This is a genomic window from Enterococcus avium (genome assembly GCF_002891025.1).
Classification (GTDB): domain Bacteria; phylum Bacillota; class Bacilli; order Lactobacillales; family Enterococcaceae; genus Enterococcus_A; species Enterococcus_A avium.
Genome location: NZ_NBSL01000003.1, coordinates 456587 through 483433, shown reverse-complemented (window position 1 = coordinate 483433; position 26847 = coordinate 456587). Strand labels below are relative to the sequence as shown.

Genomic DNA, 26847 nt, shown 5'->3' with positions numbered 1-26847 from the left:
CCCATCGTTCATAAGTTAACGACAGGAAGTCCTTTTATCATTCAAATCATTCGATTCGCTTTCGACAGCACTCTCTGTTGAATTAAAAAATCCATACTCCTTAGCTTGCTGCTGATACTGAATCTGTGTTGATATAAGAAAACTTCTTCGGGGGAAACACTCTTTTGATATTTATCCTTATTTCTTTTGTTCTATCACGTCTCTTTTTGATGCCTGCGTTACTTGTTCGTAACGTTGTCTGAGACTTTGTGGACCATCACTGATCTATTTTGATCTGCCTAAGAAAAATGACACAATCAAGACCAGAATGACTGCTCCAATAATCGACGGTACCAGTGCCATGCCAGCCAATGAAGGTCCCCATGATCCTAGTAACGCTTGACCTAATGCTGATCCGACTAAGCCGGCTACGATGTTAGCGATCCAGCCCATGCTGTTTCCTCTACCTGTGATCGCTCCAGCGATTGCTCCGATTACTGCTCCAATAATTAATGACCATAATAAACCCATGTTAATTCACTCCTTTGATTATTTTACTCGTGGTTCACGATTTTCTTCAATTTTTTGTTGTGCTTTGTTTGTTCCGCGATTGACGGCACTTTTAGCTTTGTCTGTTTGTTTTGAAGCAAATTGTCCAGTTGTTTTTGCGGCGCTTGTTACTTTGTCCTGCACCGTTTCGCTGTCTTCTTGATATTCAGATTCTGATTTGATATCGACAACGTTAATATTTACTTCAATCACGTCAAGATGCGTCATCTTCTCCACTTCATCATGGATAACTTCCTTGATTCGATCTGCGATTTTAGGAATGTCACGACCATATTCAATGACAACATCCATATCAACAGCGACTTGTTTTTTGCCGACTTCTGTTTCGATTCCGGCAGTCACATTGTCTGTATTGACTAATTTCTCAGCAATATTAGAGAAAAATCCACCGTCGACTGTTAATAGACCATCGATTTGTTCTACTGCTGTACCGACGATTTTTTGAATCACTTTGTCGTCATAGGTTAATTCGCCTTTAACGTTTACGGTGTTATTTGTTTTTGCTGCATCTGTATGAACGCCTGCGGCCATTCCGTTTTTGTTGTAATTTTCCATTATAAATTCCTCCTATAGAGTTGGTTTGTATGATGATTGAATCATTAATTGTTCTTTCGTTGACTGAAAAAGCTGTCCATCATGCCGGTTTGCTCTAAATAGCTTCCCAGCCAAATGCCAAGCGCTGTTAATAAAACGATCAAGAGTGTCTTGAAAAATCCCAGCGTGACAAACAATATGGCCAGAACCAAGCCTAATCCGCCGAAGATCATTGGGAGCTTGTATTGAGTGATAAGTTTTTCCATCTGTCTCCCTCCTAACTGTCGTCCTGTATTCCTAAAAATTAAATGAATCGTTCTTTGTTATTGTACGCGTGATTGATTTGCGGTGTTTTTTTCTTCTTCATCAAATGTCTTGTAGGCAACATTCACTTTGATTTTTTCCTGACTGCCAAGAATTTCTTGTAAGTCATTCTGAATTTCTGTCATTAGCGCATTGGTTTTCCCAATTAACGATGATGTTCGAGTCAGCTGACCCTTCACTTTCACTTTAATCTTGTTCTTGGTTGCTCGAACCTTAACGTCAGGAGATGAAACAAAGCCTACACCTCGTAGTTTCGAACGAACAAAACCTTCAATTGCCTTTTTGTCTAAAGATAAACGTCCCTTGTCTTCTTTTAATACAAATGTTTGTTTAACTCTTGGATAAAAGATCAGAACTAAAATCACAATAAGCAAGATAACTGTAACAGCTAGAGCGATCCAAAATAGGTATTGGCGGAAGTAATAATTTGCCAATGAATTTCTTAAAAACTCTCCACGTCCAATGCCAAATGGAAGATTCAAATAGGGTGAACTGATGGCAATAACCATCAGCATCACGGACATCAAAATCAATGAAAGAATGATCCCAATTGCTTTTATTCCACGATTCATAGTGCACCTCCTTAAAAACTTTTTAACGACTTGTTTAATTGCTTAACGGTAACGATCCGTTCCTGTCTGTTTTTTCACACGTGCCAATGCAAAAGCCGGTTGTCTGCGTTTAAACAATAAAGAAATCAAATTTAGAATTAACGAAATCCCGATTGCCTCGATTAAATGTAGCATCGCGTATCCCTCCTTACAGATTGATCGCTTCTCCTCCAGTGACACCATAAATCTGAGCAGTAACATAGCTTGCATCATTTGAAGCTAGGAAAACATACACTGGCGCCAATTCTGCTGGCTGCCCTGCCCGTCCTAGCAATGAATCTTGACCAAATTCCGGTAGTGCATCTTTAGGTTGGCCTTGATCTAATTGAAGTGGAGTCCAGATTGGACCTGGCGCAACACCATTTACTCGAATTCCTTTTTTAGCTAATTGTTGTGCTAAGCCAACTGTGAAGTTTGCAATAGCAGCTTTCGTTGCTGCGTAATCCATCAAGTGATCACTAGGATTGAAAGCTTGGACAGAAGTTGTTGTAATAATACTGCTGCCTGCAGGTAAATGCGGTAAAGCTTCCTGAACGAGTGCAAACATCGAAATAATATTTACCTTGAACGTATCTTCTACTTGCTGAATTGGTAATTCTTCAATCGATTCTTGAGAAATTTGTTGAGCAGAATTTAGCACAAGTGTGTCTAATCCATCTAATTCTGCGACTGTTTTTCTGATGATCTCACTAGGCGCTTCGTCATCTCGTAAATCATAAGGAAGCAATACTGCTTTTCTTCCAGCTTCTTCAATGTACTTAGCGACCTCTTGGGCGTCCTCTTCTTCACCAGGAAAGAATTGAATGGCTACATCTGCACCTTCTCGAGCATAAGCAATCGCTGCCGCCCGACCAATTCCTGAGTCGCCTCCGGTAATCAATACTCTGCGATTTTCTAATTTTCCATTACCAACATAGCTTTCTTCTCCGCAATCTGGTTGTGGCTTCATGTTGGTTTGTAGTGCGGGAGTGTTCTGATCCTGTTTCTCAAACGAGCCCCCATAAAATAATTCTCTAGGGTCTTTCAAAATTGGTTTCATAATTTTTCTTCCTCACTTTCTAATAATATCGTAACGTGTTTTATTCTATTTTTGAAATATTTCGCTCAAAATATTCAAATTCACATTATTTAAGCTTATTAATTGACAATATATTAAGGATAAGTTATAGAAAATTAACAGGGGTAATTATTAGAAATAACCTCTGCTTTATTCCAACTATTTATTAGTAAAAAATAAATGTATATCATTTTTTTGAAAGGATGAATGACGTGATTCAACATTTTGAGATCAGTAACCAACATATCCAGGAAGTCTCTCCAGGTAAAGGTAACTGGCTTGTTTTAAAGGATACGACGAAGGAAGAACAAGAAGAAATTATTAAAAATTATCGGTTGCCACAAAATATTTTTGTCGGAGGCAACCATGCAGAAGAGGTTTCTCGATTGGAGCCATTAGAAAATACTGCGCTGAATAACAGCTATGCTTTGGGAGTGACTAATTTATCCGCTGAAAAGAAAGAGCAAATTGAAGAACGACTTGAACCGCTTATTTTTATCATTTCTGATTCGCTACTCATCACCCACGTAGGGAAAGAATCGACCTTTATTGATCGTCTACTTGAAAAATATCATGAGAAAATTCATACATTTGCCGAACTCATTTCGTATGGCATTTATATGCTTTATACTCACTATATTGAAGAATTGTTAGAGATAAAGAAGGATATTGATGAATTGGACGTTGCAGCAAGAAAAACGACCGAAAATGACGCTTTGTTTAAATTAGCAGATACCGAGCGAAAAATCGTGTACCTCGATCACACTCTTGCTGATCAAAAAAGTACGTTAAACGGACTGTGGGAAAATGAATCCTTCATTCAGGACTTGAATGATTCAAAATTGGTTTATGATATTCAGCTTCATCAAAAGCATGCTGAAAAACTGATCCATATTTATCGTGATTTGTTAGAGACAGTCGGCGGATTATTCACTGACATGATGGACAATAATCTAAACCACTTGATGAAATATTTAGACTCTGCCGCTTTGATTATCTCCATCCCCGCACTAATTTCTGGAATTTGGGGAATGAATACAGGCGGCTTGCCGGGAAAAGGCTCCAGCATTGGTTTCTTTATGGTGGTAGGTGTCGCGGTGCTTTTAGCAATCATCGTTGCGGTTCATCTAAATAGAAAGGATTTTTCAAAATAACACTTGCTTCCCTAAAAAAGAGCAATTTCGGAGGAATAGCTGTTATTTTTCCTGTTGTTTTTACTTTCAAAATCCTATATTCGCCTTTTAAACTGGAGAGAAGCACTTGCTTTGGGGTATCGTTCGAGTAACTAAAAAGAAACAATCAGTATAGCCGTAATGAAATGCATAAAAAGAGTGCGACAAAAGTAATTGTCACACTCTTTTTTTCGAGTATTCGTCATTCCAAAAGAAGCAACTTTGGAAATAAACCGAAGTCTAACCCTTTATTAATAATTCATTATAAAACGCCTGACCGATTTCCTTCAGTTCACTTTTATTAAAGGATTTTACGATCCAGGTCGGCATCGGTACCTCGACCGTTCCGTAAATCTCGATCATGACTTGAATAAATGCTTGCGCATTCAGCTGATCGATGGCTTTTCTTAGACGTCTAGCCGGTTCTAGCAATTGGCTCTCCATTTGATTGGTGCGATAGATTCGATAAATCGTCCGCCCCTCTTTTGCGGCTAAAGAGAATAAGGGCTGTTCCTCTGCGATTGCCTGCAGACTCTCTTGTTTGTAACGATCGTAGCGTTGCTGCCATTCTAATAATTCGCCGTATACGGTTTCAATTTTCTGTTTGCGAACGGTAGCTAAAGCGCTGTAGAAGTCGATGGGCAATTTTTCGACTCGCCGTTCGCGCTTGATCCATGTTGCTAAGGTTGATTGCGGAATACCTGCGAGCTTGCCGAATTGTTCGACAGTGATTCCCAGATCCCGACGAATATACATTTTGATTGGGTGTTCGATCATGGTTAAGGACATCCTTCTCACCTAGCTCTCCTGCGATATTTATACCTCATTATAGCTCGGAGTGAAAAAAATACCAAGACGAAAAGCTCTTCTGCTCTTCGCCTTGGCACTTAATTTCTTTTTTTGGGAAGATTTAATTCCTGTTCTTTCTGCTGACTGAAACGCCGTTCGGTCATAGCTTTCTGCGTGGCTATCCGTTGTTTTTGTTTTTCTAAACGATTGATTTCTGCTTCGGCGCGGCGTTTGTCATGTTCATTCATTGACGAAAGATTCTGCTTGCGTCGATTGATTTCTTTTGTCACATGCTCTTCCCAGTCTGCCATGACCTGCCGCCAGCGATCAGGATTTTGAGCATCATCGCCCTTCATAGAATCCCGCAGTAAACTTGAATAACGACGCATCGAGTTGCCCCAGACCTGATTCCGATCCTGAAAATAATCAACCTGCTGTTCCTCGTCCAATGTCGCAATTAAGCTATCCTCTTCGCGATCGATGATATTTTGCAAAAAAGCCAAGATTGGTAGAACCAAATAGATAATCAACGCTGGTCTAACGTAAAACATCCCAAAAATCAAAACGATGATCCGAAATCCGATCGAAAGCATATCTTGTTTGTTCAACTCACTGATACGTCGTTTGCGTTGCTCCTGATCTTTTATCGCTTGTCCTGTTAGGGCTACGATTAAACGCCGCATTACTAGCGTGACGATCAGCGTCAATACGCCATAAATCAAAAGTGTCTGCTTCGTCGTATCTTCAATCAGCAAACGTGTCGCAGATGGTACCAATGATAAGAAAAATAGTAGCAGTAAGTAAATAACTAAATCCTTATTCTTTACCTGATTGATTTTATTAAAAGCATAACCCGTTTGAAACCATAGATTTGCCACAAAGCAGAAGCTGATAAAATAAATTCCCACTGCTCTAAATAATGAATATAGATCCACAGCACCATTCTCCGCTGTTTGAATCGGTAATTCTAAAACGATGATCGTCAGAATAATCGCGATAATCGCATCGCCAAAGACGACAACACGCTCCTTCATTATTCCACCCCTTTTTGTATCTGTGACCTATCATATACCAAATGACTTTAAAAGAATAATAATAAGGAGAGCTAAGATTTTGCTCTAGTGATACTTAGTAAAAGAAAAAACCAACCACAAAAGCTGTGATTGGTTTAAAGGATTTATTCACCCATCGGCAGAATCAATTGTGATTCGGCTAAATCAATGGTGTAATCAATGTCTTGATTGCCGCGAACGGTCATTCCAAAGTCGGTTCCATAAATAGCTAGGCCAATTTGACGACCTGCTGGTAGATGATACATCGTCGGATGCAAGACCACTTCGATCTCTACGAATTCATTGGCCTTCAGATCGTCGTTCTTCCAAGCATTCTCACGATTTTGCAGATTGATATGTCCACGGGAGATCAGCTTGTAATCGTCTTCCGCACCTAGTTTGAACTCTACCAGATTATCTTCCCGCCAATTTCTACCTAATGGCAATCCGTGTAAAGCGACCACGTCTGGTGTTGGTTTCAAGCGTTTTGCGGTGCCAAAGTCGATCAACTCAAAGCTCAGCATTCCTAAATCAACACTTGAAGCTACTTTGACCCTTACCTTAGGACGACCATTTAAGAAGACCGCTTCCTCCAACGCTTCCGTTTTCGCTAAATAGCGGTGCCCATCCATTGGTCCTTCTTCTTTAAGCTCTTTTTCCCAAAGTTCAATATTTTTCGTATATCTGTCATATTGTTCTTTTGGTAATTGATCACTGAAGGTGTAATGTTCTGTTTCAACGTTATTTGTCAGACTCTTCTCGCCTAAATGATAGACTTTTTCGCTGGCAGGCGCCCAGTCCTGCAACGTAGCCCACGTTTCTGGAGCTGTATTTTTCTGATAAACGATGTCCGGTAAAATATCTTTAGCATTGTTTTCAACACCGTAAAGCTTATGACTCAACCACAGATTCATCATATCTTGGAAATCAAACGACGGCATATTGTTGATGTAGATGTGCTGCCCTTGATGAAGGATCAATTTCTTGGCAACAGGAACCTCCTTCAACGCATCCCATAAATCAGCGACTTGACGTGGTTTCACATTCCAGTCGTTTAGCCCATGGACCATTACCACATCACACTTGATATCTTTAATGAATGGCAAGTAATTCCGTTCATCCCAAAAAGTATTGTAATTGCCGAATTTCCGGTCCTGCCATTCTGCCATATCTTTTAAATAGTCCAAGAAGAATTTCTTGCTGTGAAGGTAATCACCAGCGTTGCGCATTTTACTGAAGGTCTCAATGGCTAGAACATCTGCGTCTTCGCCTGGGAATCCGCCAGGCGCAATAACTAAGCCATTATCTCGATAATACTGATACCAGTCAGAGATCGCCGCTTCGGAAATGATTGTTTCCAACCCTTCCACCTGCCGTGTCGCGCAGGCTGTCGCTAACGTTCCTAAATAAGATTTCCCAGTCATCGCGACTTTTTTATTGCTCCACCAAGCCTTGATGCGAATATTATCGGTTCGATTTGTGAAGGCGCGACGGTTGCCAGCCAACCATTCAATGTAAGCCACCATTGCGGTTGTCTGCTCGACCGATCCGCAGGTTTGAATGCCATCAGAATCTCGTGTTCCGATTCCTGAACCATAAACTACCGCGAAGCCGCGTGCTAGGAAAAAGTCGTTCAGGCTATGATTATTTTCACGAGTGAAGGTTTCGGTCGCATGTGTCGCCTTGCCCTTCACTTCCCGTTCTGCTGGGAGTTCAACTGGCTCCGGTTTGTACCGAATATCCTCATAAGTCGTTTCGGTTGGTTCCTTCCGCTCTAATGGAACATTCACATCATAAGTCAGCTCTTCTCCCGCCGGTCCATTGACACCTTGACTATAAGGGCTCGCCGTAAATAGAGTCGGTACCTGTAGCCCATCTTCCGTTTCAGCAGGACGTAAAATCTCTAGTTTTAGTAAATCTCGTTTCCCGTCTTTATCCGTATCTAGCGGAGCTTCCACGTAAACTACTTCCCGAATCAAACGCGCAGTATCAAAAACTGCCTGCGCTTTCCCATTGAAGAAGAAAGGCTTGCTGACCTCCTTATTTTCGTAGTAGCCTTCAGAAGCTAATTTATCTAAATAATTCAAGCCATTCTTAGTATGACTCGTTAACAATAAATACCAGGCTTCGATAAGTGTCTCTCTGGTAGAAAAATCACCGTCAATCATTGGAACACCAATCTTTTCAGCTTCTGCTAAAACATTCTTTGGCTCAAAATCGATCGTTGGTTCAAAATCCAACTGCTGCAGAGCCATCGTATAAAAAACTTCCTTCGTTACCGAAGAATTCGCTTGATAAAACATGCTAAGATCAGTCTGTTCATCCGCCAAGAAATTACCCAGCTTATTGATAAAGCCGCTATCATCGCGGACAGTTAAGAAGCTTTTCCGTAAAAATTCAAACCATAACTTCGCCGCATCCTTTGCAGAATGAATAGTCAAAAAACCGGCCTGCTCCAGTTCTTTCTTTGCTTCTTCAAGTGAGACACGTTTTAAACCAAATTGATTGATCTTCATTGACTTCTCTCCTTAATGTTCGTAGTATCTTTTGTTTGCCATTCGAAAAATAGGACTGCTTTTTATTCGATGAATCAAACTTTCCTTCAACAATCAAGAGCTCGTTATTCTACCTATCACCGATTCTTAATAAATTTAGAAAAGTTGGACGAGCATCCTTTTTTTCTGATAGAATAATTATAACAAATACTACCGATGAGTTCGGTTAAAGTTCAATGAAAACGATTACCGGATTTTATTAAGAGGAGGATTTTAATGAGTAAAATGACCTATTGCCAAAGTTGCGGAATGCCATTGACTAAAGGAGTCTATGGAACCGAACACGATGGCTCAGAAAGCAGTGAGTACTGCTTATATTGCTACAAGCACGGAGCTTTTGTCGATGATTGCACGATGGAGGATATGATCGCCGTCAGCCTGCAGCATATGAAGGAAGCTAATATATTGAAAAAACAAGGGAAAACAGAAGAAGAAGCATTGGATTTCATGAACAGCTTCTTTCCTGAGTTGAAGCGTTGGAAAAAATCGTCGTAATTACGACGACTCAGACTGTAGACAAAAGACGTCTCGAACTCGTAATTTGAGTTTGAGACGTCTTTTTATCTGATTTCTTTCGAAATTTTGAACAAAAAAATAAAGGCTCCTTGCCTTTCCATAGCCAGGTGGCTAATTTCTTTAAATTCATTGCAGCAAACACTAGCATCGTATGCGTCGCGACTTTTTCCAAGCCTCGATACTTGGTCCAACGCATCCCATGCTTTTCTTTTGCATCCGCAAATATTCGTTCAATCGTTTGTTTCCGTTTTTTGTAAATTGATTTATTCAGATCCGTTAGGCGAAGATGTTCCACTTCATCCATCAGATCTCCCCAAACATGTCTCGTGATGACTCGTTGATGATTTTTACTTTTGGTACATTGGTTTAGCAGAGGACAGTTCACACATTCTTTTGGATTGGATTTGTATTCTCGGTACCCTTCTCGATTAACCGTTGAAAAAGCGAGCATTTGATCTTGCGGACAAATGTAACAATCATAATACTCGTCATAGAGAAACTCGTTTTTTGATAATAACCCCTTTTTCCCTTTGGGCCTTGAATAAGACAAACAAGGTCGAAGGTTCAAATGAGTCAAAAAGTGAACAAACTTAGGTGTCTTATACCCAGCATCAGCGACAACACAGTTGATTTCAGGAAAAAGTCTCTTCGATTGTTTGACGAGCTGAAAGGCGACTTGACTGTCATGAATATTTCCAGGAGTGATGATTGTGCTAAGAATAAATCCGTTGTCGTCGCATGAAGTATGGGCAGAATAAGCAAATTGTTTTTCTCGTTCGCCTTTGACGTAGTAGCCGCTTTCCGGATCAGCCTTACTTATTTTTCTTTCTTTCAGCTTCACTTCCTTTTCTAAGTCCAAAGTAAAAGGGCGTTTTCCGGCCTCTATTCGTTGACGATTGATCTCATCTTCTAATTCATCCTGATAGGCTTTCGCTTCATCATGGGTCATTTCTTTCGTAAACTTATGTTTATTGGCGTTAGCTTTGATGTGGGTAGAATCAAGATACAAATGATCCTCTGTTACAAAACCTGCTTTAACTGCTTGTTCTAAAATATAGGCAAAAATATCCTCAAACACCGTCGTTTCTCTAAATCGGCGGACATAATTCTTTCCAAAAGTTGAGAAATGGGGGATTTTCTCCTCGAAGGAATAGCCTAAAAACCAGCGGTAAGCGACATTGGTATCGACTTCCTTAATGGTTTGTCGCATGGAACGGATACCGAATAAATACTGAATAAACACCAATTTGATCAGAATCACTGGATCGATACTTGGGCGACCTAAATCGGAGTAAGTGGCTTCGACGATTGGATAAATAAATTCAAAATCAAGCGCGGCATCAATCTTTCGAACGAGATGATCTTGAGGAACTAGATCATCAATCGTAAGCATCGCAAATTGATTTCTACCATTCGTATTGTTTTTAGACATCATAACTATCACTCCTTGCATTCGTTTTCATAAATCTATTATAAAAGAAAAGACTGTAGACATCATCCATAAAATGGACTTTGTCTACAGTCTGAATCGTCGTAATTACGACGACTTTTTAGATTGAGGTTAATTCTTCAGATCGTCATTCCACTTATCGCTTATTACTATTTTTAAAGCCCAAAAAGTCCTTCAAGCGAATAACTTGAAGGACTCGAATTTAAATCAATCTATTATTGAACGATAAAAGAACTCTTTTCACTTCTTCATATTTTGGTGCGTTGGTTGCCAAATACATTGTACTCAATTCATAGTCCGCTTTGTAAAAATCTTCCTTCATTATCTGAGATATTATATTATTGATATTTATCGTTTGATTACTTGATGGATTTCGTTTCAAATCTTTTTGAAGAATCAATCGCACTTCCTCAAATGTCTCTGAAAAACTGTCCCAATCTATACTCTCTTTTTGAAAAAGATAATATAGATCATACAGATGTCTTGAATAATGTTTCGGTTCACGGATCATATAGTGATCACAGAGTGCAAAAATTTTGTCCGCAAATGTTCTTTCCAATGTTTGCACATTCATTTTAAATGGAAAAAGCTCAGGAAAATCCTTCGCCAACTCCGATATTCCCACTGAAGAACTCATCTGAAAAATGTAGTTCGAAACGTCCTTTTTATTGACAGGAAATGAACTGTTTTGGGCATACGTTTCGATAATAAGAGCCGATTTTAACTGGTCTCCTCGATTGAATAATGAGGAATAATCGACATTGTAGCGATTATAAACATTTCTACTTCTGATTTCATCCTCATTCAGAATCTTCAAAGACATCTCACTGGCAACATTTCTAATGGTATTCGTTAATTCTTTACGTTTGCTTTGAGAAGGGGCACCATGATCCTTAATAAAATAAGACAAATCAATATCCTCAGAAAAACGCTCGATGAGTTGATAAGCCTTTGAGAGTGAAGTCCCGCCTTTAAAGACAATATTGGGATTAGCTTCAGCAATTCTCTTAAGAAATAAAGAAACGAAATAGTCTTTCTCAATAATTTCTTCAGAAAGACTAAAATATTCAGCTGTTCTAATGATCAAATCTTCAAAAAGTTTTCTATTCTGATATAGATACATTATCATTTTCCTTCTTTAAGCTGTATACAATTTCATCAAAACCAGCTGTAAAAATACTTTTTGATGTTTTAGCAGGATAAGCGATCAATATTTTTTTTATTTCAGTATCGGTAAGTTTTATCCCCTTTAGATAATTGAAAACTTTGTCTTTAACGACTCTAATGTCCACCTCAATCAAAGGCATGTAATCAGTCAAAAGATCCAGTACTTGTAGAAATTTATAATTATCCTTTGTGATAGTAACTCTGGTTTTCTTTAGTTTATAACTGGTACTAAAATTTTCCGTCATCGACTTTGAAATTTTCCCTGTAACAATTTCAATCACTTGTGGTACTTGGGTTGTGAGACCTAAATAGTTCACAAAACTGTATCCCGTTATATAACCATAGACAACATTGTCGTTGCGAATGTACTTCTTTTCAATGACTTTGTTCTCACTCAATTTTGATTTTTCATTAAAGTATTGATTCAAGGTGGCAAAATAGTAAATTCCATTATCAAAGCGTTCAATTTTGTCCTCTTCATGAAGTCTAGATAAGTATTTTCTAAATGAATCTTTATCAATATCATACCTATTCTCTGAATCAATCTCTTTGATAATGATCGGCTCATTGTTTCCAAAATCGTCATATAGATTCTTTTCTAAGTTCGCCATTTTAGACATACCTATCACCTCAGATTCATTATAAACAGGATTAGAAATAATTTCAAATTAATTTAGAAATTTCGAGACAAAATGAGATTATTCTGTTTAAAAGCGACAGCTAGATCATTTTGGAGAAATTATTTTTAAGCATGAACAATACCCTGGTTTTCTTGTCTATATCAATCAGTTAGACTATTTCAGAAAAATACTTCTGTTTGCTTCTCAAAAGACCTTTTTGATTCCTCAAACTGCAGAAAGTATAACTCGCAAAAAAATTCCTTCAAGCAATCGCCTGAAGGAATTCTTTCTTAAACTAATTCAATATATTTTTCATTCTTCTCTAAATGATGCAAATAAATCAATAAACGATCGTACAGTTGATTATTGGCTTCTTCTATGGCTGAACCAAGGTTTTCGCCAATCTCCTTAACCGTCCGTTTCCCATCAATTTGTTGAAGAATAAAGCTGCCGTATTTATCCAATTCCATCTCTGAGGTTTCTGGAATCTTATAGTGAATTTTGCGTAATACTCGTTGAATCCAAGCATTTTGTTCCGTGATGACAAATACGATACCGTCACGAACTTCGTAATGCAGATCCTCTTTGAGGCGATAAACGCGTTTTAGCAGCTCCTGTGTTTCAGGGTTCACAGCTTGTGGCTGTTCTTTAGTCATTGTGTTTCACTTTCTTCACACTTAATAACGGAACGATGATCGCAACAACTAAGATTACTAATAGCAAGATTGCTGAACCGTTAGAGCCTAGGAAGCCTGAAGGAGTTCCTGGAGTGATGATGCCAGTTACTTGTAAGATGATTCCGATCAAGCCGATGATTGAACCACCAGCGATCAAACCTGAAGACAAGCTGACACCTAAAGTGATACGTTCTTCAGCAACTTCTTCTGTTTCTTTTTTGTTTAATTCATCGATTAAGCGACGGATCAACGCACCAACTAAGATGATTGACGTTGTTGAGATTGGCAGATAGAACCCAATCGCAAATGTCATAATTGGAACCTTCATGAAGTGTAATACAACACCCATTGCGATACCAGCGATGATCATATGCCATGGAAGTGAACCTGACGTAATCCCTGAAGTCAATGTCGCCATCAGGTTCGCTTGCGGCAAACCAAATGGAGGATTTGATCCAGTAATTGCTAATTGTGGAGATAAGATTACCATCATACCAGTAACAATAACCACACCGACAATGTTAGAAATCAAGAAGTAACGACGACCTTCGTTGAAGTTTCCGCCCATTACAAAAGTAACCTTTTGTGATTGAGAATAACCACCAGCTACTGAGATCGCTAATACGATAAATGTACCAAACATCAATAATTGTTGTGTATTTTCAGCTGAAGTCCAGCCCATCATTACAAAGACTAATGTTAAGATAACCATTGACGCAATCGTCATACCAGATACTGGTAAGTTTGAGGTACCGATCGTACCAGTCAAACGACCTGCAACGATAACGAATAGGAAGCTTAAGATAATTGACAACAAACCACCAACAAGTGCCATTGCAACACTTCCAGTGATAACGAAGCCCATTACGATACCTACAACAGCACCAACGATCAACGGCAACATACCGCCGCCTTCTTGTTCGACACCGTCTTTACGACCTTTCATCGTTGCAGAAATTGATGAAATGATTGTTGGGATCAATTTGATCGCGCCGATCAATCCACCAGAGATCATCATACCAGCACCGATGTATTTAACATAAGAACCGGAAATCACTGCAAAGTTTGAAGCACTCAATAATTGAGACGCGTTATCCCAAACATGGGCATTGCTGTTAGCCATTTCCATGAAGTAGCCTAATAATGGCGCGATCGCGAAGTTTGCTAAGATCGAACCAGCAAACATCAAGACTGATACGTCCATTCCGACGATAAATCCGATACCTGCTAATAATGGGTTTACTTCTGTTTCAAATTTCCATTTGTAGAAGCTTTCATTTACATAACTGATAACATTATTCATAATGCCAAATACAGAGCCAGTTAATGCAGTTAAGATACCGCCGATTCCAAAACCGATTCCCATGTATTTTAATGAATCGCCACCAGTATCTGAAGCGACTAATGTTTCAGAGATCGCCATTGCTTCTGGATAAACTAATTTACCGTGTTCGCTGACTAGCATGTAATCTTGAACGATTGAGAATACACCGACACCTAATAAAACAGCACCGATTCCTAAGCCGACACCTTCGATGAAGTTCACTTTACCACCGACTAAAATAACGGCTGGCAATACGAAAATCATCCCTGATGCTACAGATTCCCCACCACTTGACATCAATTGCAATAAGTTCTTACCTAAAATTGTTTTAGGTTTTACAAATAGAGCGACTAGCCCTGATCCAATAATTGCGCCTGGAATACCTGCGGCTACAGTTAAACCAGCCTTCATACCTGAATAAGCAGTTGACGCAGCGAACAACGCAGCAAGCAAAATACCTAAAATCATGATGATTGGTGAACCTGCTTTTTTAGGCTTATCAGCTACATACGGGACATAATCTTTCCCCGCTACTCCACCAAAAGCGTCTTTTGAGAGTTTTTTCATTATCTTTGAAATTCCTTCCTTACTATCATTTCCCCATCGAGATGAGGAATCCTGTAAAGACAGGATTCCTGTCTCTCAATACCGACTATTTAACTAAGCGATAAATAGCATCAGCATAAATAGCTGTTGCTTTGAACAAGCTATCAATAGGCATAAATTCATTTGGTTGGTGCATTACGTTTTCTTCACCTGGGAACATTGCGCCATATGCGACACCACGTTCTAAGATTCGACCGTAAGTACCCCCGCCGATTGATTCTTCGTGGCCTTCAAGACCAGTATGTTCTTCGTAAACGTCCAATAATGTTTTCACTAATGGATCAGTCGCTGGAACATAATGAGGAGTTTTCACATCACCGATGATTGCGATTGAAACATCTGCAGCTTTAAGAACTTCTTCCATGTTGGCTAAGATTGTATCTTTGTCGATGCCTTCTGGATGACGAACATTTAAGGTAACTTTTTTGTCGCCATCTGCACTGTAATCGAACAAGTTCGCTGATGAAGTTGTTTCACCCATTACATCGTGTTTTGTGTAAGCATTTAATTTCTTACCGTTGTAATCTAAATGCATATATTCAGCGATTGTTTGAATATAGTTAGCGCCATTGCCGTCTAAGTTGTAGTCAGCTAAGAATGCTGCTAAGAATGTTGCAGAGTTGACGCCGAATTTTGGTTCCTGTGCGTGAGCACCTTTACCAATTACAGTAATCGTGATTTCGCCGTTGTTTTCAGCAAATTCACCCTTCACTTCTGATTTTTCGATAAATGCGTCAAATGCAGCCTTCATATCAGCAACTTTTGCTTCATCATTTACTTTAAGAACAGCTGTTGCATCCCCTGGTACCATGTTCGTACGTAAGCCTGATTTGAAGCTTACTAGATCAAAGTCGCCAGCTTCAGCATTCGTTTTAGGCGCGAAAGTTACTTCATAAGACAAGATTCCTTTTTCACCATTAATAATTGGGAATTGTGCATCTGGAGAAAAACCTACTTTAGGCATTTCTTCTACTTCCATATAACGGTGAATCCCTACCCATTCACTTTCTTCGTCGGTACCGAAGATGAAGCGAATTTTTTTAGAGATTGGTAATTCTAAATCTTTGATAATACGCATTGCATAATAAGCAGCGATTGAAGGTCCCTTATCATCAGCTGAACCACGCGCATACAATTTTCCATCTTTGATCACTGGTTCAAATGGATCTGTATCCCAGTTGTCATCGACAGGAACTACGTCAACATGTCCTAATAGTCCGAACATTTCTTCTCCATCACCGTATTCGATATGGCCGGCTACGTTTTCGATATTTTTCGTCACGAAACCATCGCGATCGCCAAATTCTAATACTTTACGTAAAGCGGCAGCTGGTCCAGGTCCAAGAGGTTCTTCTTTTGTTCCATGTTCCACATCGCGAATACTATTGATCCGGATAAGATCGCCTAAGTCTTTCAGTAAGTCGTCTTTGCGTGCTTCTACTTCTTTTTGCCAATCAATTGTCATTGTTTAATCCCTGCTTTCTTTTTTTTATAACAAGTTAAAACCTGTTAGATTCATTAGAAAGATCATGTCTAAATATCGTTCTCAAATTTTGACAGCTTAGAATAACTTTTTTTCAAAAAGACGAATTAACGGTCCCTTTTAGAGGATGCAATACGTCAAAACAATCAACGGAAAAGATCGCTCATGAATGTCAAAATGTTATTCTATGATTCCTAATTCCGCAGTTTGTTTCACCTCCCAAATCAGCATTATACCGTATTTTTATTCATAAGTCATTGTGAAAAAACTATCATTTAATTTAAATAAGATAAATTTCATCAAAAATAAAGTTTTTTCTAAAAAAAATATGTTATCTAAGCAATTCAAAAAGAAAGAACTTTTTCTATGACATGACACATTTAAATCCTACAAGAAGTATAACGAAGGTTGTATCCGTTTACAAATTATATTTCATTCATTTAACTCTTGCGTTTCTCATTTATTTGTTATCTTTCATTAATATTAAGTTTTCGAATAATTCAGTCAATAACAAAAAAGAGATAGTCTCTTAAAAGACTATCTCTTTTTGAAATCATATTATATTTTAATCAAAAACTCATATAACTGTTTTTTTATTCTTGTTTTATCTACTTTTACAACGCCGCTTGAGCCAAGGTCATTTTTGCCTGCGGTATTCTAAATGGCGAACAAGAAATATAATCGATAGACAAGTTATTTAAGAAGGCGATTGACTTTGGATGAGCCGCAGCTTCACCGCAAATTCCAATTTTCAGCTTCGGATTCACCTGTCTTCCTCGCTCAATAGCTAATTTCATCAAGGCACCGACTCCCGCTTCATCTAAGACTTGGAATGGGTCGTCCGCAAAAATTCCTGTCTCCATGTATTGATTAATAATTCGTGGTGAATCATCTCTAGACAAGCCCAGCGCCATCTGCGTCAGGTCATTCGTCCCAAAGCTAAAGAAATCAGCATGTTTGGCAATTTCATCGGCCACAAAGCAGGCTCTTGGAATTTCGATCATTGTTCCAATTTGATAATCCACAGCGAGCTTTTGCTCTTCTAAACCTTTTTGGATTGCCTCTTCAATCGATGCCCGCACACGAGCGAACTCTTGCGCATCAATCGTAAATGGAATCATGATCTCTGGTTGGATGGCAAAATCATTTTCTTTTGTCACTTCGCAAGCAGCTTCAATGATCGCTTCGGCTTGCATCTGATAGATTTCTGGATACGCTACACCTAAACGCAGACCACGGAAGCCCAGCATTGGATTGACTTCAGCCAAATTATCGGTTTTCCGTTTCACCTCATTATAGGTCTTGCCAAGCTCCTTCGCCACTTCCCGACACTCATCCGCACCTTTTGGCAAGAACTCGTGCAACGGCGGGTCAAGCAAACGAATCGTCGTTGCTTTGCCTTTAGCTGCTTCATACATATATTTGAAATCTTGTTTTTGGACCTTTTTCAAATCCTTTAATACTTCCAAACGTTCTTCTAGACTATCAGCCAAAATCAATTGACGGAACTGCAACAATCGACTCTTTTCAAAAAACATATGCTCTGTCCGTGCCAAGCCGATTCCAACTGCCCCTAAAGCCATACCAGTTTCGATATCATTTGGCGTTTCGGCATTGGCACGAACCTTAATTTTCGCATGACGTTCCCAAATCTCATGAAGATCGTCTAAAGCGACGGTATTGGTCACTTCTTCCATTGGAATCTCACCAAAGTAGATATTTCCGCTGCTTCCGTCTACAGAAAGGATCGTGCCCTCCTCGATAACCTTGTCACCGACAGTCGCTTTATTTTCTTCTAAAACCGTCAGTCGTTCACAACCCACTACAGAACAGATTCCCATTCCTCGAGCAACCACTGCCGCATGAGATGTCATTCCGCCGCGGCTGGTAATAACCGCTTCGCTGACGGCGATTCCTTCAATATCCTCTGGCGAAGTTTCTTCCCTTACTAAAACGACTCTTTCTCCTCGTGCTTTAGCCTCGGTCGCTGCTTCGGCAGTAAAGTATGCCGCTCCTGTTGCAGCGCCCGGGCTAGCAGCTAATCCAGATAAGAAGGATTCATGACTCTTCAATTCTTTTTCATCGAAGTTTGGATGCAAGGCTGCTTCCAAATCCTTCGCTTCGATCCGACTGATTAATTCCTTTTCATCGATAATTCCTTCTTTGTAGAAGTCTAGCAGGATTGTCAACGCCGCCTTCGATGTTCGCTTGCCGCTGCGGGTTTGTAGGATAAATAATTTCTCCCGTTCAATCGTAAATTCAACATCCTGCATATCATGGTAGTGTTTTTCCAAATCTTCGCAGATGCCTTTTAACTGCTGGTATTGCTCAGGCATGTCATCCGCTAAGACTTGAATCGGTTTTGGTGTCCGCACACCGGCTACCACATCTTCGCCTTGCGCATTGATTAAATATTCACCGAATAATCCTGGATCGCCTAACGATGGATTGCGTGAGAAGACGACCCCAGTTCCTGAAGTATCACCGAAATTACCAAAAACCATTTCTTGAATATTTACGGCCGTACCTAAATCATCACTGATGTCATGAAGGCGACGATAGGTCTTGGCTCTTTGGTTATTCCAACTGCCAAATACTGCTTCGATCGCCAGATATAATTGTTCGATCGGGTCCTGTGGAAATTCTCGTTGCAGTTTTTTTCGATAAATTTCTTTGTACTCGCTTACAATTTGTTTCCAGTGATCCGCAGTCAACTCATTATCAAAGGTTAAACCATTTACCTTTTTTAGTGCTGTGATGCGATGTTCAAAATCATTATTGTCCAAGCCCATCACGACATTTCCGAACATCTGTAATAGACGACGGTAACAATCATAGGCAAAGCGTTCATTCTGGCTGTTTTCAGCTAAAGCCGCGACTGTTTTGTCATTCAAACCTAGATTTAGAACCGTGTCCATCATTCCCGGCATCGAAAATTTTGAACCGCTTCGCACGGAAACCAGCAATGGGTTTTCCAAATCACTGAATTTTTTCCCTGTTTTAGTCGATAATTTTTCAACAGCTTCCATCACTTGATTCTTCATTTCATCAATCAGCTGGTTGCCGTGGTTTAAATAATGTAAGCAGGCTTCTGTTGTAACCGTGAAACCTGTTGGAACTGGCAGTCCTAATTTGGTCATCTCAGCGAGATTAGCACCTTTCCCACCTAATAAATCCTTTTGTTCTTTAGATCCTTCTGAAAATAAATAAACCCAACGATTCATGCGCTTCTCCTCTTAAAAAAGTTTTATTTAATCTACTAACAGTTTAATACGCGACTTATATAAAGTCAATAAGATGATTATATAATTTCATTCTGCACATATATGCGCAGAAAAAGTCCTGTCTTATTATGAAAGACAGGTCTTAATTATTTTATTCAATTACTCGCGGTAGCATAGTGCTAATCCCTTCAGAAAATTTCGCGCATATTTATCACCGCAGGGCTTGAAATTACGATGTCCTTCTTTTCTTAGAATAGCCCCAAGCTCTCCTTTTGAAGGATAAACACCTGCCTCAGCCAAGATATCCAGCATATCATCATTGATCAGTGCTAACGCAATCTTCACTTTTTTCAATAAAACATTATTCATATGCCTAATTTCCGTGTTTTTAGGCTGTGGTGCCTGCGCCATTTTATTTTTCGGTTCACCACGTTTTAAGGTAATAAAGCCATTCAAAAAGCTATCCAAGGTTTTATTATTGATCATTTTTACATAAACGTTCTTTTCAAAGCCTTCATTTTCTTCAAACTCATGATCACGTACTTTCGTCAGCATGGCTCTTTCCTCTTCTCTGGAAATATCCAAGCCACCTAATTCAAAAGCTTTTATAATATCCACATCCTTGATATCCAACGCATATCTTAAGCGCAACAATAAATCGTTATTATTCATGTTCTTCCTCCATTGCTCTCGACTGATCCTCCTACTATAACACAATGCTGCCTGCTTCTTCTAAAGTGGCTGAAGACAGTCAAAAAAGTTCGGCTAGGACTTGCTCCTTAGCCGAACCCTTTAAATTAATTGAAGCAGGATGAATAAAACTGTAATGATCGCAGGCAGCGCTTGGATCAGATAGATCGATTTTGTCACGGTCTTACCACCATAGATTCCCACAATCACGACAAACAGATTGAGTAATAGCAAAACCTTCAATCTTATATCTCCCTGAAATAGCAGCAGACTTGTCAACAGTGCCAATCCTAAGCTGCCATTATAAATGCCCATATTTTTCAAGGCAATTTGCGCATTTTTTTGAATGACAAATTTCATTGGCATTGCAAATGTTTTTGCCTGTTTTTCCGCTGGTGCAAACATTTCCAGCCCCATAATTACCAAATGCAGCAAACCGATGATCCCGGATAATAAAAGAATGATGAATTCCATAGATACTTCTCCTTACTCCTATTAATGTAATTATTTTTTCTTCCAAAAAAATAAATCTGATCAGATATCTACTATATTCATCTTTTCCCTTTTTTCCAATCAAAACGTCTTACAACTTCTCAATCACAAATCCATGACGCGATAACTGATAAGCATCATCCTCATGGTAATTCTGCCCAAACAATCGCGTTCCTGCGCTTTCAACCTCAAAGGCTTCTCCTTCATTAAAGATAGCTCTTAAAGTCTTTTCCTTATACTGTCGAGTCAGCGAAAACGCCTTTTTGTCATCATCATAGTGCCAAGTCATAGTTCCATAGCAGAACACTTCCGAAAACTGCTTTCGCAAAGCAATCAATTGCTTCACAAATGCTAAAAGCTCTTCGTCCTGCTCCTCCCAAATCATGCATCGGCGACAATCCGGGTCCATTTCGCCCTCCATGCCAATTTCAGTGCCATAATAAATACACGGAGTTCCTTTTTGGATAAACATAAAGGTTAAGACTGCTTTCATCAACTCCTTATTGCCTTGACACAAAGTCAGAATACGAGGTGTATCATGAGAGTCTAGTAAATTAAAGGCTACTTCATTGGTTTGATCGCGATAAAGCATCTGCTGGCGATTCATCCCAAAAATCATTTGCGAAATTGAGAGCGACTGCTCGACAAAGAAAGCTTTGATATTATCTGTAAAGGCATAATTCATCACTGCATGAAATTCATCGCCCTGTAACCAGCGTTGAGAAGAATGCCAAATTTCGCCTAAAATATATAAATCTTCCTTTTGCTTCAAAACAGCTTGGTGAAACTCTTTCCAAAAATGATGATCCACTTCATTTGCCACGTCCAGCCGCCAACCATCGATATCAAATTCACGAATCCAATAGGTCGCGATTTCCAGCAAATACTTCTGAACTTCCGGGTTCGCTGTATTCAGCTTCGGCATATGCGGATTAAAATTGAAAGTATCATAGTTCAAATTTTTCGCGTTTTCGGAATTAGGAATTGCGGTATAGCTTGGTGGAAAAGATGCAATGTGGAACCAATCAGCATAGGCTGACTCTTGCCCATGTAAAATCACATCCTGCCACTGGTGAGAGCTTGCCCCAAGATGATTGAATACTGCATCCAGCATGACACGCATTCCACGTTCATGCGCCTTTTCGACTAACTCACGGAAAAGCTGCTTGTCCCCAAAGTGCGGGTCAATCTCATAATAATCGATAGTATCATACTTGTGATTCGACGGTGAGGTAAAAATCGGACAAAGATATAAACCATTCACACCCAGCTCTTCCAAATAGTCCAGCTTATCAATGATTCCTTGTAAATCACCGCCGAAAAAATTCTCTCGGGACGGTTTTTCACTGCCCCACGCAAGCGTACCTTCCGGATCATTCGTGGGATCGCCATTATAAAAGCGCTCGGGAAAAATTTGATACCAAACCGTTTTAGCTACCCAATCCGGTACCTTAAAGCGATCGATTTCCTGAAAATATGGCATTCGGAAATAGAGATTATCATGCATTAAACGTTTTTCTTCATAGTCAAAAATCCCTTGATCTGTATAAAAAACCTGCTTACCTGAAAAATCTGTAATACAAAAAGCATAGGCCAAACGGTGATGGGAAGCGGTAACTTCAATCTCCCAATAATCGTGATTATCAGTCGTGTAGGCTTTGTTCATAGGTTGCTGTTTCTGATACCATTTTTCTTCAGCAAAGGTATAAAAATCTCCGCTGATCAGCCCCACGGTTTTTACGTCATCACGAGCTGTCTGCAAACGAATCCGCATCCGATCTTTAGTATAAAGAAACGCAAACTCACTCTCGGGACGATGATAAATTCCTGCATTGTTCATCCCGCCACCTCCTTCTTTGCCTTCATTGTAACAAAAATATTAACAACGTCTCCACTTCAAACTATTTCAAGTGTTCAAACACATTTTTTTCACAAAATTATGCTACTATAATTATAGAAGAATAATTTTCTTCGCCTCGTTTTACGAGGATCACTCCAGGGCGTAGCATGTTTGGGGAAGCGGCTGCGTCCGTATTTTTTTGACAAAGCCAAAGAATTTTGTTTTAATAAATTCATCAAAGACAGAAACGAGGGATCATGCCGTTGAAAAACTAAGCGAATGTTGGAAGTTGCAAACCGATCATAAATTGACAGTTGTTGATAGGATCAGTGGGCAGATTTTCAGGATTGGCTTAGGATTTCAAGGGATGGTCTTTTTTTGTTGCCAGTTGTGCTTGTTGCAGTTTGCTAAGCATGAATAGGTAATATAAAAATTTCGCGAATATAGTGAACAAGCAGTTTAGCAGAATGGTAGGCGTACGAGAATAAAATTATTTTTCACGAACTTTGAAAAATAATTTCCTCTCTAATGAGCTAGCCGTTCTACCTGCTTGTTACTATTGAGCCAAGAATCGCCCTAATCCTTTCCTGAAAATTGGTCAGGATTTTTTTGTTTCTCTAATGAAACAAAAGGGGGAATTTTTTTATGTCTACAATTAAAATTACACATTTAACCTTTGGTTTTGATAAACAGGTCGATTTATTGTTTAATGACGCCAATTTAGCAATTGATAGCAATTGGAAATTAGGTTTAGTTGGTCGTAATGGTCGCGGAAAGACCACCCTTCTGCAATTACTTTTAGGAAAACACACCTATCAAGGAGATATTCAGTTTCCATTACGTCCGGTTTATTTTCCAGCAAGCGTTAGCGAAGCTGAACAATTAACCTATTACGCATTGCTGGAGGTCGCTGATTTTGAGCTATGGGAATTAGAACGAGAGATGAATCTGATTCAGTTAGACCCGCAAATTTTGTGGCAACCCTATCAAACTCTTTCTGGAGGCGAGCAAACAAAGGTTCTATTGGCGCTGCTCTTTACACAGGAAGACTTTTTTCCACTAATTGATGAACCGACCAATCATTTAGACCTACAAGGTCGTCAACATGTTGCGAATTATTTGCAACACAAAGATGGCTTTATCGTTGTCAGTCATGATCGACAATTTTTGAATCAGGTCACCGATCATACCTTAGCCATCGAAAAAAGCCAATTAGTGCTTTATCAAGGAAACTTTTCTACCTATGAGGAGCAAAAAAAGCTGCGAGATGAATTCGAGCTCGCTCAAAACCGCAAAATAAAAAAAGAAGTCGGTCGTTTGAAAAAAACAGCTGCCGAAAAAGCCGAATGGTCGCGCTCTCGAGAAACAGATAAATACGGCAAACCCTCGGAAAAGGGCAGTGGCGGAATCTTCGATACAGGTTTTATCGGTGCGCGAGCTGCTCGGACAATGAAACGCTCAAAAACTATCGAGCAGCGAATGTATGATCAAATCGAAGCAAAAGAAGGTCTCTTAAAGGATTTAGAAGACGTCGATCGTCTAACGATGAACTATCAACCGAGCCGACATGCTCAGCTTTTGAAAGTCGAGGAGCTATCACTACGTTATCCCGACCAAGAACCTCTTTTTGCATCCTTGTCCTTTGAACTGAAACGAGGAGAAATCACAGCATTGACCGGCCCTAACGGAATCGGAAAATCCAGCGTATTACATTATTTATTAGGAACCTTTGCGGGCGAAGGAAACGGAGAACTCCTGCGGCCAAACGTTAAAATTAGTTATGTTCGCCAAAACTACGAAAGCAATCGCGGCGATCTGCAGGATTTCGCTGAAGCTAACCAGCTAGATTATTCTATGTTTCTCAATAATTTGCGAAAGCTGGGAATGGAACGAAATGTCTTTCAAAATAAAATTGAAGAAATGAGTATGGGACAACGGAAAAAAGTTGAATTAGCAAAATCCCTTGCCCAAAAAGCCGAACTCTATATTTGGGACGAACCTCTAAATTATCTAGATGTATTTAATCAAAAACAATTAGAAGACCTTTTACTTCAGCTCAAACCAACAATGCTGATTGTAGAGCACGATCAAACCTTTTTAAAAAATATCCACGCCAAACAAATTGCGTTGCATAAGTAAAATGAACCGTCCAAAAAAATTGGACGGTTCATTTACATTTTCCATTCTAAAAAAGATTCTACCCAGGCCTGCTTAACTTCCCATATTCCCCCTTGAATATCTTCAAAGGGCAGCCGTTTAGTTTTCTTTATCTCTGCATCATAGTGAAAAAGCTTTTGCCAGCTGCGGATCAGCTCAGTTTTCAAATGCGGATAGAACGCTGTCGTATAAACATCGCCTTCATAGGTTATATTATATTTTTTCAGCTTGTTATCATACGTTGCTTGTTCCTCTTCCGTACCTAGAAAACGCAGATTCAAAATCCTATTCCAATCAGACATACGGAAAAAGACAACCTGCTCGATCGGCACACGCAGCTTGATTAGTTGAGAATCCATTGAATAATCGAGGTATTTTACATCTAAAAAAGTCCAGATCGCAGAATCAGCATCTGCAGGACGCTCAACGATTTTTTCGGCATTTTGACAATACCAGCTGTACGCCTGCAAAAATACTTGAGCCGTTTCTCCGTACTTTTCCTTTATAAAGGTGTTGTCGACAACATGCCTTCCCGATTTAATCAGCTTATCAACTACCAGTCGACTTTGAGAAGTATACAATGTTACCTGGTTATTTGAGTAATCCATTCCTTGCGAATTTCCCATATCGTTCCCACTTTCATCTCTCCCAATACACTCGAATCATCGAAAAGCCGCTCATGACTTTGCTCGATTTTTCGTTTGATATTAGGATAAAAAGGCGTCATAAAAGCAGTAATATCATCAATCCCGTATTTCTCCAACAGCCTTGTATGTTCCCTTTGGTCCTCTAGATCTTTGGGAATGTACAAATGATTGACAATATTTCCCCATTTCAATAAATCAACCACAATCAGCTGATCCTCGTCAAGTTCAATTTCTAAAATCGTATTGCCTTCACTATTTTGAATACTGTTTTCTTCTGAAAGCGATACCCAAATTGGATATTTCACGTCAGCAGGCGGCTGAACAAAACGCGCAGCCGCCTGCATATACCATTCATATACACCTAGATACAGACTGCTGTGGTCCTCCATCTTTTGCTGGATGTATTCCTTTTTCGCAATATACCGCCCCGTTTGTTCTAACACCTGTAAAATATTTTCATGCTGCTTCGTCCAAACCTTTACTTTGTTTGTCATATTTCCTCCAAAAGTTAGAAACAAGCAAAAACATGTTTCCTAGCAATCCAAACAAAAATTCTGTTCTTCCTCCGGCAAAGTAGCTTTAACATAATTTTGGATGTGATTATGAAACGAACGAACAACTAATGGAAGTTCATTCTTACGTAAAACCTCAACAAAAGCCAGATGCTCTTCTGATTTCTTCTCAAGAATCCCCAAAGAAGAAAGATCTTCGTTCATGGCGATAAGTAACTGATAGAACAAGCTCTCTAAAATCTGCGCTCTGCGCACACTGCCTGACAGCTGCCAAAGATACTTATGGAATGAAATATCTAATGTATTCAGCAAAAAGACCTTATCCTCTTCATTACGACAACGATTCTCGCCATCCTTCATCTCCAAAGCAATCTCTGTCAGCTGTTGAAAATCTTCTTCCTTAATCATTTGATTTCGCAAAATTTTTCGTAAAATTTGCGTTTCTAGTGAGGTTCGAATTTCAAACACTTCCATTATTTCTGCTGGGTCCATTTCAATCACATGATTGCCTTTGCGAGGTGAAAACGTGATTAACCCCTGTTCGTTCAAAATCCGCATGGCTTCTCTTACTGGAGCTCGGCTAATATTAAAATGATTCGAGATATCTGTCTCGATTAAACGATCGCCGCCTTTTAACGTGCCAGACAAGATTCTATTTTTAACATACGATACGACCATGTCACTTAAGCTTTGTTTTTCGTATCTAGGCATAATATCCATAAATAATTCAGCATCCTTTCAGATATACGTCACTAATTATATCAGAAAGCCTTTGCTAAGTCTCTTGTCGTTCGGTATT

The 26847-nt window shown here is 39.4% G+C and carries 25 protein-coding genes; 3 read left to right on the top strand and 22 right to left on the bottom strand.

Annotation, left to right across the window (positions count from 1 at the left end):
* Positions 1–264: 264 nt before the first annotated feature.
* From AUF14_RS18020 to AUF14_RS18000, 6 genes are read right to left on the bottom strand one after another with little or no spacing between them, the layout of a single operon-like run.
* A complete protein-coding gene (locus tag AUF14_RS18020) occupies positions 265–510 on the bottom strand; it encodes a GlsB/YeaQ/YmgE family stress response membrane protein (protein WP_016178779.1) in 246 nt (81 codons plus the stop codon).
* Between the two features lie 18 nt (positions 511–528).
* Positions 529–1104 carry an Asp23/Gls24 family envelope stress response protein gene (locus AUF14_RS18015; protein WP_016178780.1) on the bottom strand — a complete coding sequence of 192 codons (576 nt, stop codon included), beginning with the start codon at positions 1102–1104 and terminating at the stop codon, positions 529–531.
* A 44-nt stretch (positions 1105–1148) separates the two neighbouring features.
* On the bottom strand, positions 1149–1349 hold the full coding sequence (locus tag AUF14_RS18010) for a DUF2273 domain-containing protein (protein ID WP_102866370.1): 201 nt from the start codon (positions 1347–1349) through the stop codon (positions 1149–1151).
* A gap of 57 nt (positions 1350–1406) precedes the next feature.
* A complete protein-coding gene (gene amaP / locus AUF14_RS18005) occupies positions 1407–1979 on the bottom strand; it encodes an alkaline shock response membrane anchor protein AmaP (protein WP_016178782.1) in 573 nt (190 codons plus the stop codon).
* A gap of 42 nt (positions 1980–2021) precedes the next feature.
* Positions 2022–2153 (bottom strand): hypothetical protein, encoded by a 132-nt coding sequence (locus AUF14_RS23185; RefSeq protein ID WP_016178783.1) that lies wholly within the window; start codon positions 2151–2153, stop codon positions 2022–2024.
* Positions 2154–2166: 13 nt separating this feature from the next.
* Positions 2167–3057, bottom strand: coding sequence for an SDR family oxidoreductase (locus AUF14_RS18000; protein ID WP_016178784.1), 891 nt, complete (start codon positions 3055–3057; stop codon positions 2167–2169).
* A 230-nt stretch (positions 3058–3287) separates the two neighbouring features.
* Here AUF14_RS18000 and AUF14_RS17995 point away from each other — a divergent pair, with 230 nt between their 5' ends.
* On the top strand, positions 3288–4229 hold the full coding sequence (locus AUF14_RS17995; RefSeq protein ID WP_016178785.1) for a magnesium transporter CorA family protein: 942 nt from the start codon (positions 3288–3290) through the stop codon (positions 4227–4229).
* A gap of 258 nt (positions 4230–4487) precedes the next feature.
* Here AUF14_RS17995 and AUF14_RS17990 read toward each other — a convergent pair whose 3' ends face one another.
* The 3 genes from AUF14_RS17990 to AUF14_RS17980 form a co-directional block, all read right to left on the bottom strand.
* Positions 4488–5024, bottom strand: coding sequence for a hypothetical protein (locus AUF14_RS17990; RefSeq protein WP_102866664.1), 537 nt, complete (start codon positions 5022–5024; stop codon positions 4488–4490).
* A gap of 110 nt (positions 5025–5134) precedes the next feature.
* Complete coding sequence (locus tag AUF14_RS17985; protein WP_102866369.1) at positions 5135–6070, bottom strand: TMEM175 family protein; 936 nt, start codon at positions 6068–6070, stop codon at positions 5135–5137.
* Positions 6071–6213: 143 nt separating this feature from the next.
* Positions 6214–8604, bottom strand: coding sequence for a Xaa-Pro dipeptidyl-peptidase (locus AUF14_RS17980; RefSeq protein WP_102866368.1), 2391 nt, complete (start codon positions 8602–8604; stop codon positions 6214–6216).
* Positions 8605–8859: 255 nt separating this feature from the next.
* Between AUF14_RS17980 and AUF14_RS17975 the strand changes: the two genes are divergently transcribed.
* Complete coding sequence (locus AUF14_RS17975) at positions 8860–9138, top strand: zinc ribbon domain-containing protein (RefSeq protein WP_102866367.1); 279 nt, start codon at positions 8860–8862, stop codon at positions 9136–9138.
* A gap of 10 nt (positions 9139–9148) precedes the next feature.
* Here AUF14_RS17975 and AUF14_RS17970 read toward each other — a convergent pair whose 3' ends face one another.
* From AUF14_RS17970 to AUF14_RS17925, 10 genes are all read right to left on the bottom strand, one after another.
* Positions 9149–10594, bottom strand: coding sequence for an IS1182 family transposase (locus tag AUF14_RS17970; RefSeq protein WP_456151923.1), 1446 nt, complete (start codon positions 10592–10594; stop codon positions 9149–9151).
* Positions 10595–10811: 217 nt separating this feature from the next.
* Positions 10812–11732 (bottom strand): nucleotidyl transferase AbiEii/AbiGii toxin family protein, encoded by a 921-nt coding sequence (locus AUF14_RS17965; RefSeq protein ID WP_102866365.1) that lies wholly within the window; start codon positions 11730–11732, stop codon positions 10812–10814.
* Positions 11713–12396 carry a DUF6088 family protein gene (locus AUF14_RS17960; protein WP_102866364.1) on the bottom strand — a complete coding sequence of 228 codons (684 nt, stop codon included), beginning with the start codon at positions 12394–12396 and terminating at the stop codon, positions 11713–11715. Before AUF14_RS17960 ends, AUF14_RS17965 begins: the two co-directional genes overlap by 20 nt.
* 290 nt (positions 12397–12686) lie before the next feature.
* Positions 12687–13052 (bottom strand): PqqD family protein, encoded by a 366-nt coding sequence (locus AUF14_RS17955; protein ID WP_049219628.1) that lies wholly within the window; start codon positions 13050–13052, stop codon positions 12687–12689.
* Positions 13045–14964: an OPT/YSL family transporter gene (locus AUF14_RS17950; RefSeq protein WP_048718185.1), complete on the bottom strand. Its 1920-nt coding sequence runs from the start codon at positions 14962–14964 to the stop codon at positions 13045–13047. The genes AUF14_RS17955 and AUF14_RS17950 overlap by 8 nt, the downstream gene beginning before the upstream one ends.
* Before the next feature lie 85 nt (positions 14965–15049).
* Positions 15050–16468 (bottom strand): dipeptidase PepV, encoded by a 1419-nt coding sequence (gene pepV, locus AUF14_RS17945; protein WP_016178794.1) that lies wholly within the window; start codon positions 16466–16468, stop codon positions 15050–15052.
* A 632-nt stretch (positions 16469–17100) separates the two neighbouring features.
* Positions 17101–19710: a pyruvate, phosphate dikinase gene (ppdK, locus tag AUF14_RS17940; protein WP_102866363.1), complete on the bottom strand. Its 2610-nt coding sequence runs from the start codon at positions 19708–19710 to the stop codon at positions 17101–17103.
* Positions 19711–19869: 159 nt separating this feature from the next.
* Entirely contained in the window at positions 19870–20382 is a 513-nt protein-coding gene (locus AUF14_RS17935) for a YehS family protein (RefSeq protein WP_102866362.1), read from the bottom strand.
* Positions 20383–20502: 120 nt separating this feature from the next.
* Complete coding sequence (locus tag AUF14_RS17930) at positions 20503–20874, bottom strand: DUF1304 family protein (protein ID WP_102866361.1); 372 nt, start codon at positions 20872–20874, stop codon at positions 20503–20505.
* A 109-nt stretch (positions 20875–20983) separates the two neighbouring features.
* On the bottom strand, positions 20984–22732 hold the full coding sequence (locus AUF14_RS17925) for a glycoside hydrolase family 13 protein (RefSeq protein ID WP_102866360.1): 1749 nt from the start codon (positions 22730–22732) through the stop codon (positions 20984–20986).
* Between the two features lie 645 nt (positions 22733–23377).
* Between AUF14_RS17925 and abc-f the strand changes: the two genes are divergently transcribed.
* Entirely contained in the window at positions 23378–24871 is a 1494-nt protein-coding gene (gene abc-f, locus AUF14_RS17920; protein WP_102866359.1) for a ribosomal protection-like ABC-F family protein, read from the top strand.
* Positions 24872–24903: 32 nt separating this feature from the next.
* On the opposite strand, the gene AUF14_RS17915 is transcribed toward abc-f, so the two are convergent.
* Genes AUF14_RS17915 through AUF14_RS17905 form a run of 3 tightly spaced genes read right to left on the bottom strand, consistent with a single transcriptional unit; the run spans position 24904 to position 26768 of the window.
* Entirely contained in the window at positions 24904–25515 is a 612-nt protein-coding gene (locus tag AUF14_RS17915; protein ID WP_016178800.1) for a DUF3841 domain-containing protein, read from the bottom strand.
* Positions 25473–26030, bottom strand: a complete 558-nt coding sequence (locus AUF14_RS17910) for a DUF3841 domain-containing protein (protein ID WP_102866358.1) — start codon at positions 26028–26030, stop codon at positions 25473–25475. Before AUF14_RS17910 ends, AUF14_RS17915 begins: the two co-directional genes overlap by 43 nt.
* 39 nt (positions 26031–26069) lie before the next feature.
* Positions 26070–26768 carry a GntR family transcriptional regulator gene (locus AUF14_RS17905; protein ID WP_016178802.1) on the bottom strand — a complete coding sequence of 233 codons (699 nt, stop codon included), beginning with the start codon at positions 26766–26768 and terminating at the stop codon, positions 26070–26072.
* Between the last annotated feature and the right edge of the window lie 79 nt (positions 26769–26847).